7 protein-coding genes are annotated in these 7458 nt (G+C 65.1%); all 7 read left to right on the forward strand.

Annotated features, from left to right (window positions below):
* The first annotated feature begins 42 nt into the window (after positions 1–42).
* The 7 genes from atpA to murA all read left to right on the forward strand — a co-directional run bounded on the left by atpA (position 43) and on the right by murA (position 7127).
* Positions 43–1683, forward strand: coding sequence for a F0F1 ATP synthase subunit alpha (gene atpA / locus ACFWU5_RS17530; protein WP_379267929.1), 1641 nt, complete (start codon positions 43–45; stop codon positions 1681–1683).
* A gap of 59 nt (positions 1684–1742) precedes the next feature.
* A complete protein-coding gene (locus ACFWU5_RS17535) occupies positions 1743–2714 on the forward strand; it encodes a F0F1 ATP synthase subunit gamma (RefSeq protein ID WP_379239362.1) in 972 nt (323 codons plus the stop codon).
* Between the two features lie 25 nt (positions 2715–2739).
* The gene (gene atpD, locus ACFWU5_RS17540; protein ID WP_379267930.1) at positions 2740–4188 is read left to right on the forward strand and encodes a F0F1 ATP synthase subunit beta; all 1449 of its coding nucleotides are present in this window, start codon (positions 2740–2742) and stop codon (positions 4186–4188) included.
* A gap of 6 nt (positions 4189–4194) precedes the next feature.
* The gene (locus tag ACFWU5_RS17545; RefSeq protein ID WP_379246568.1) at positions 4195–4572 is read left to right on the forward strand and encodes a F0F1 ATP synthase subunit epsilon; all 378 of its coding nucleotides are present in this window, start codon (positions 4195–4197) and stop codon (positions 4570–4572) included.
* A 190-nt stretch (positions 4573–4762) separates the two neighbouring features.
* Complete coding sequence (locus ACFWU5_RS17550) at positions 4763–5191, forward strand: DUF2550 domain-containing protein (RefSeq protein ID WP_379246570.1); 429 nt, start codon at positions 4763–4765, stop codon at positions 5189–5191.
* A complete protein-coding gene (locus tag ACFWU5_RS17555) occupies positions 5188–5766 on the forward strand; it encodes a cob(I)yrinic acid a,c-diamide adenosyltransferase (protein WP_379246572.1) in 579 nt (192 codons plus the stop codon). The genes ACFWU5_RS17550 and ACFWU5_RS17555 overlap by 4 nt, the downstream gene beginning before the upstream one ends.
* Before the next feature lie 80 nt (positions 5767–5846).
* Positions 5847–7127 (forward strand): UDP-N-acetylglucosamine 1-carboxyvinyltransferase, encoded by a 1281-nt coding sequence (gene murA / locus ACFWU5_RS17560; protein ID WP_379246574.1) that lies wholly within the window; start codon positions 5847–5849, stop codon positions 7125–7127.
* The last annotated feature ends 331 nt before the right edge of the window (positions 7128–7458 follow it).

Consider the following 7458-nt stretch of genomic DNA (forward strand, 5'->3'; position numbering starts at 1 on the left):
CCAACCCCCGACATTCGAGACCACAGCGAGAGCAGGAACAACATGGCGGAGCTGACGATCTCCTCCGACGAGATCCGTAGCGCGATCGAGAGCTACACCCAGAGCTACACCCCGGAAACCTCCATCGAAGAAGTCGGCCTCGTGACCGATACCGGCGACGGTATCGCCCACGTCAGCGGTCTGCCTTCGGCGATGGCCAACGAGCTGCTCGAGTTCCCCGGCGGGGTTCTCGGCGTCGCGCTGAACCTCGAGGACACCAACATCGGTGCCGTCATCCTCGGCGAGTACGCCTCGCTCGAGGAGGGCCAGCAGGTCCGTCGCACCGGCGACGTGCTCTCGGTTCCCGTGGGTGACAAGTTCCTCGGTCGCGTCGTCAACCCGCTCGGCCAGCCGATCGACGGCCTGGGCGAGATCGAGTCCGACGAGCGCCGCGTGCTGGAGCTGCAGGCCGCGTCCGTGCTGGAACGTCAGCCGGTCGAAGAGCCGCTGGCCACCGGTATCACCGCGATCGACGCGCTGACCGCCATCGGCCGCGGCCAGCGTCAGCTGATCATCGGCGACCGCAAGACCGGCAAGACCGCCGTCGCGATCGACGCGATCCTGAACCAGAAGGCGAACTGGGAAACCGGCGACGTCAACAAGCAGGTTCGCTGCATCTACGTCGCGATCGGCCAGAAGGGCTCCACCATCGCGGGCGTCAAGTCCGCGCTCGAGGAGCACGGCGCGATGGAGTACACCACCATCGTCGCGGCCCCCGCGTCCGACTCGGCCGGCTTCAAGTGGCTGGCTCCGTACACCGGTTCGGCCATCGGCCAGCACTGGATGTACCAGGGCAAGCACGTCCTCATCGTGTTCGACGACCTGACCAAGCAGGCCGAGGCGTACCGCGCCATCTCGCTGCTGCTGCGTCGTCCGCCGGGCCGCGAGGCCTACCCCGGTGACGTGTTCTACCTGCACTCCCGTCTGCTGGAGCGTTGCGCGAAGCTGTCCGACGCCATGGGCGGCGGCTCGATGACCGGTCTGCCGATCATCGAGACCAAGGCCAACGACGTCTCGGCGTTCATCCCGACCAACGTCATCTCCATCACCGACGGCCAGGTCTTCCTCGAGTCCGACCTGTTCAACAAGGGCGTCCGCCCGGCGATCAACGTCGGTACCTCGGTCTCCCGTGTCGGTGGCGCAGCGCAGACCAAGGCCATGAAGAAGGTCGCCGGTTCGCTGCGTCTGGAAATGGCGCAGTACCGCGAGCTGGAGGCGTTCTCCGCCTTCGCCTCCGACCTCGATGCCGCGTCGCTGGCGCAGCTCGAGCGTGGTGCCCGCTGGGTCGAGCTGCTCAAGCAGGACCAGTACTCGCCGGTCTCGGTCGAGGATCAGGTCGTCTCGATCTACCTGGTCGACGCCGGTTTCTACGAGTCGGTGCCCGTCGAAGACGTGCGTCGCTTCACCGCCGAGCTGCTCGAGTACCTGCACGGCGCGACCCAGAGCTCGTTCGACGCGCTCGAGGGTGGCAAGAAGCCCCTCGCCGGCGATGCCGCCGACGCGATCAAGGCCGAGACCGAGAAGTTCAAGCAGGGCTTCCTGGATTCGAACGGCAAGCGCATCGTGAACGAGGCCGCCGCGGGCGAGCTCGACCACGAAGAGGTCGAGTCGCTGTCGGTCACTCGCAAGCACGTCGACAAGTAAGCCGGGTTCATGATGTCGGCAATTTCCGATCTGACGAATGAGGGGAGTGTGAACCGCTAGTGGCTAGTTTGCGCGAATTGCGCTCCCGCATTCGTGGTGTGAATTCGATCAAGAAGATCACCAAGGCTCAGGAACTGATCGCGACCTCGCGAATTTCCAAGGCCCAGGCCAGGGTTGCGGCTGCCAAGCCGTACGCCGAGGAGATCACCAAGGTCCTCGGCGAACTGGCGAGCGCTTCGAAGAACCTGTCGCACCCGCTGCTGACCGAGCGTCCCAACGCTCGTCGGGCCGCCGTCCTGGTGATCACCAGTGACAGCGGTATGTGCGGTGGCTACAACTCGAACGTGCTCAAGCGCGCCGAAGAGCTCATGACCACGCTGCGTGGCGACGGCAAAGAACCTGTTGTGTACGTGATGGGCAGCAAGGGCATCACCTACTACCGGTTCCGCAACCGTGCGCTGCAGGCATCGTGGTTCGGGTTCTCTCAGCAGCCCAAGTACACCGATGCGTCGTCCGCGTGCAAGCACCTGGTCGAGGCCTTCATGGCCGGCTCCGACGGCGAAGTCGAATCGCTGGACGGCACCGGAACCATCGAGGGTGTCGACGAGCTGCACATCGTGTACACGAAGTTCGTGTCGATGCTGACCCAGACCCCGGAGGTGCGTCGTCTGGCGCCGATCCAGGTCAGCTTCGTCGACGAGAACTACGAGCTCGGCGACGACATCATGTCGGACGCGCCGAACGTGGTGGTGTCGGCACAGTACGAGTTCGAGCCGGATGCCGATGTGCTACTGGGTGCTCTGCTGCCCAAGTACGTCAACACACGCATCTACGCAGCGTTGCTCGAGGCAGCGGCATCCGAGTCCGCGGCTCGGCGCACCGCAATGAAGGCGGCCACCGATAACGCCAACGAGCTGGCCAATGTGCTCCAGCGCGAGGCGAACTCGGTGCGTCAGGCCCAGATCACGCAGGAAATCAGCGAAATCGTCGGCGGCGTCAATGCGCTGGCGTCGAGCTCGGACCGCGACTAAACGCGCAGGAAGTGAATCCAAACCAATGACCGCAGCTGTCACTAAGGACACCGCGAGCCAGGTGGGCGAAACCGCCGGCCGCGTCGTCCGTGTCATCGGCCCCGTCGTGGACGTCGAGTTCCCGCGTGGTGCCATCCCCGAGCTCTTCAACGCTCTGCACACCGACATCAAGCTCGCGTCGGTGGCCAAGACCCTGACCCTCGAGGTCGCTCAGCACCTCGGCGACAACATCGTGCGCACCATCTCGATGCAGCCGACCGATGGTCTGGTCCGTGGCGCGATCGTCACCGATACGGGTAAGCCGATCTCGGTGCCCGTCGGCGATGTCGTCAAGGGCCACGTGTTCAACGCGCTGGGCGACTGCCTCGACACTCCCGGCCTCGGCCGCGATGGCGAGCAGTGGGGCATCCACCGTCAGCCGCCGAGCTTCGACCAGCTCGAGGGCAAGACCGAGATCCTCGAGACCGGTGTCAAGGTCATCGACCTGCTGACCCCGTACGTCAAGGGCGGCAAGATCGGTCTGTTCGGTGGTGCCGGTGTCGGCAAGACCGTGCTGATCCAGGAGATGATCACCCGTATCGCTCGCGAGTTCTCGGGCACCTCGGTGTTCGCGGGCGTCGGTGAGCGTACTCGTGAGGGCACCGACCTCCACCTGGAAATGGAAGAGATGGGCGTCCTCCAGGACACCGCCCTTGTCTTCGGCCAGATGGACGAGCCGCCGGGCACGCGTATGCGTGTCGCCCTGTCCGCGCTGACGATGGCGGAGTACTTCCGCGACGTCAAGGGCCAGGACGTGTTGCTCTTCATCGACAACATCTTCCGTTTCACCCAGGCCGGTTCCGAGGTCTCGACCCTGCTGGGTCGCATGCCTTCGGCCGTTGGTTACCAGCCGACGCTGGCGGACGAGATGGGTCAGCTCCAGGAGCGCATCACCTCGACCAAGGGTCGCTCGATCACCTCGCTGCAGGCGATCTACGTCCCCGCCGACGACTACACCGACCCGGCGCCGGCGACCACCTTCGCCCACCTGGACGCGACGACCGAGCTTTCCCGCCCGATCTCGCAGAAGGGCATCTACCCGGCCGTCGACCCGCTGACCTCGACCTCTCGTATCCTCGAGGCGTCGATCGTCGGCGAGCGCCACTTCCGGGTCGCCAACGAGGTCAAGCGGATCCTGCAGAAGTACAAGGAACTGCAGGACATCATCGCCATCCTCGGCATGGACGAGCTCTCCGAAGAGGACAAGGTCCTCGTCGGTCGCGCCCGTCGCCTGGAGAAGTTCCTCGGTCAGAACTTCATCGTCGCCGAGAAGTTCACCGGCCAGGTCGGCTCGGTCGTTCCGCTGGAACAGACCATCGACGACTTCGACCGTGTCTGCAAGGGCGAGTTCGATCACTACCCGGAGCAGGCGTTCAACTCCTGCGGTGGTCTCGACGACGTCGAGGCAGCCGCGAAGAAGATCCTCGGGAAGTAGTCCACTATGGCGGAGATGACAGTTGATCTCGTAGCTGTGGAACGCAAGCTCTGGTCCGGCCAGGCTTCGTTCGTCAGCGCGCAGACCACCGAAGGTCAGATCGGCATCATGGCGGGCCATGAGCCGCTGCTGGGTCAGCTCGTGGAAGGTGGCACGGTCTCGATCGTGACCACCGACGGCGAGCGGATCGTGGCCGCGGTGCACGGTGGCTTCTTCTCGGTCACCGCCGACACCGTGCGGGTGTTGGCCGAGTCCGCGGATCTCGCGGGCGAGGTCGACGTCGACGCGGCGCGCAAGGTGCTGTCCGACAGCACCGCCTCCGAGGTGCAGCTGCGTGCTGCCCAGGGCCAGGTGCGCGCGGTCGAAGCGACCGTCACCGACTGATCGAAGTAGAACAACACCGAAGCCGGCGAGGAACTTTTACAGTTCCTCGCCGGTTTCTGTTGTTTAACGGCCCCTTGCGGGGGAAAGGCGGTCCGGGCGCAGGGCGCCGTAGCGGGCGTGATTGAATGGCTGGGCAGAGGTGTCCACGACACCGGCAAGAGCGAAAGGGCGTACGGCATTGCAAACCGGGATGGTTCTGTTGATCATTCTGGTGCTCACGCTGCTGTTCGTCGCCGGTGCTTCGACCTATCGCCTGGTGATGTTGCGCCGCGGCGGCACGGCCGCACTACTACGCACACTGCCCGCGCGCGGTGGCCAGGGCTGGCGCCACGGCCTGATCCGCTACGACGAGGATCGCCTCGTCTTCTTCAAACTCACCAGCCTGAAATTCGGTCCCGATTCCACGGTGCATCGACAGGGCCTGGAAATCGTCGAACGTCGAGCCCCGCAGGGCGACGAGTTCGACATCATGACCGAAGACATCGTGGTGGTAGCCGTCACCGATCCGCAGAGCAAGTTCGAGCTGGCGCTCGACCGCGGTTCGATGGCGGCTTTTCTGTCCTGGGTGGAGTCGCGGCCGTCCGATCGCGCCCGCCGAACTCGCGGAGGCCCCTCATGAGCGTGCACCTGACTCGGATCTACACCCGAACCGGTGACGACGGCACGACCGGCCTTTCCGATTTCTCCCGCGTGGACAAGAACGATCCGCGGCTGATCGCGTACGCCGACTGCGACGAGGCGAACGCGGCGCTCGGCGTCGCTGTTGCTCTCGGTGCGCCCGAGCCCGCGGTGCTGGCCGTACTGCGTCAGATCCAGAACGACCTGTTCGATGCGGGCGCCGATCTGTCCACCCCCGTTGTCGCCGAACCGAAGTACCCGCCGCTGCGCATCACGCAGCCGTACATCGACCGGCTGGAAACGTGGTGCGATGAGTTCAATGACGGTCTGGCACCGCTGAATTCGTTCATTCTGCCCGGCGGCACGCCGTTGTCTGCGTTGTTGCACACCGCGCGCACCGTTGTTCGGCGCGCCGAACGCTCGGCGTGGTCCGCGGTCGCGGCACACCCCGACGACACCAGTGTGTTGCCCGCGAAATACCTCAATCGCCTCTCGGACCTGCTGTTCATCCTGAGTCGGGCCACCAATCCCGACGGTGATGTGCTGTGGCAACCCGGTGGCGGCCTGCCGCGCTGAAAGCGCTTCGCCGACGGTCGAATTGGCTTTGTTGGTGGCAGGGGCGCGTGTCGTGGCCCAACGGTCGATAAGCTGACGTGGTGAGCGAACGGTTTCTGGTCTCCGGCGGTAATCGGCTCGTCGGCGAGGTCGCGGTCGGCGGCGCGAAGAACAGCGTGCTGAAGCTGATGGCTGCCTCGTTGCTGGCCGAGGGCACGACCACCATCACCAACTGCCCCGACATCCTCGATGTCCCCCTGATGGCGGAGGTCCTGCGCGGCCTCGGCTGCGATGTGACGATCTCCGACGACGTGGGCGGCGACAACTCGGTGGTCACCATCGACACCCCCGCCGAACCCAAGTACCACGCGGACTTCCCCGCGGTGACGCAGTTCCGCGCCTCGGTCTGTGTGCTGGGCCCGCTGATGGCGCGCTGCAAACGCGCCGTGGTGGCGCTGCCCGGCGGGGACGCGATCGGTTCGCGACCGCTGGACATGCACCAGGCCGGCCTTCGCCTGCTCGGCGCGACCAGCTCGATCGAGCACGGCTGCGTGGTGGCCTCGGCCGAACAGCTGCAGGGCGCGCGGATCCGGCTCGACTTCCCGTCGGTGGGCGCGACCGAGAACATCCTGATGGCCGCGGTGCTGGCCGAGGGGGAGACGGTCATCGACAACGCGGCGCGCGAGCCCGACATCGTCGACCTGTGCACCATGCTCGTGCAAATGGGTGCGCGGATCGAAGGTGCCGGTTCCTCGGTGCTGACCGTGCAGGGCGTGAAGAGCCTGTCGCCGACCACCCACCGGGTGATCGGCGACCGCATCGTCGCCGCCACCTGGGGGATCGCCGCCGCGATGACCACCGGCGACGTCCGGGTCACCGGCGTGAACCCCAAGCACCTGGCCCTGGTGCTGGACAAGCTGCGTTCCGCTGGCGCGCGAATCTCCTACGAGCCCAACGGTTTCCGAGTCGTGCAGGCCGAACGTCCGCGCGCGGTGAACTTCGCGACGCTGCCGTTCCCCGGCTTCCCCACCGACCTGCAGCCGATGGCCATCGGCCTGGCCGCCATCGCCGACGGCACCTCGATGATCACCGAGAACGTGTTCGAGGCGCGGTTCCGGTTCGTGGAGGAGATGATCCGGCTGGGCTCCGACGCCAGGACCGACGGTCACCATGCGGTGGTGCGCGGGATCCCGCGGCTGTCGAGCGCGCCGGTCTGGTCTTCCGACATCCGCGCGGGCGCTGGCCTGGTACTGGCCGGCCTGGTCGCCGACGGTGTCACCGAAGTCCACGACGTCTATCACATCGACCGCGGTTACCCGAGGTTTGTGGAGCAGATGCAGGCGCTCGGGGGACAGGTCGAACGGGTAGATGTGCCGAAATAGGCCCGCTGACCAGGCGATTTGACTTCGCGTTAGTCAACACGTAACTTTATTCGAGTCAGAGCGACACGGACACCGACTCAGCCGCCAAGCGGTTGCAGACACGAGGTAGGACGTTGAGTGCCTGACTGATCATGTGTTCAGGGTTACACCGACTGGGACTTGCTTCCAGGATGGTTCCTGAGCTAAGTTTGAACTCTTGCCTCACCGAAACCCCTCCGAGAAGATGTTGGGTAGAGGTGTGTGCGTGTGTTCTTTGAGAACTCAATAGTGTGTCGATGAATGTCAGTGCCAATAATTTTTTATTGGTTCCAACTTCTCCGTACCCCCCGGT

The sequence above is a fragment of the Nocardia sp. NPDC058640 genome (assembly GCF_042716995.1).
In the GTDB taxonomy this organism is placed as follows: Bacteria; Actinomycetota; Actinomycetes; order Mycobacteriales; family Mycobacteriaceae; genus Nocardia.

Coding starts and splice junctions, on each gene's coding strand:
- ACFWU5_RS17545 (WP_379246568.1), top strand. CDS start 4,195: ATGGCGGAGATGACAGTTGATCTCGTAGCTGTGGAACGCAAGCTCTGG.
- ACFWU5_RS17550 (WP_379246570.1), top strand. CDS start 4,763: ATGGTTCTGTTGATCATTCTGGTGCTCACGCTGCTGTTCGTCGCCGGT.
- atpA (WP_379267929.1), top strand. CDS start 43: ATGGCGGAGCTGACGATCTCCTCCGACGAGATCCGTAGCGCGATCGAG.
- ACFWU5_RS17555 (WP_379246572.1), top strand. CDS start 5,188: ATGAGCGTGCACCTGACTCGGATCTACACCCGAACCGGTGACGACGGC.
- atpD (WP_379267930.1), top strand. CDS start 2,740: ATGACCGCAGCTGTCACTAAGGACACCGCGAGCCAGGTGGGCGAAACC.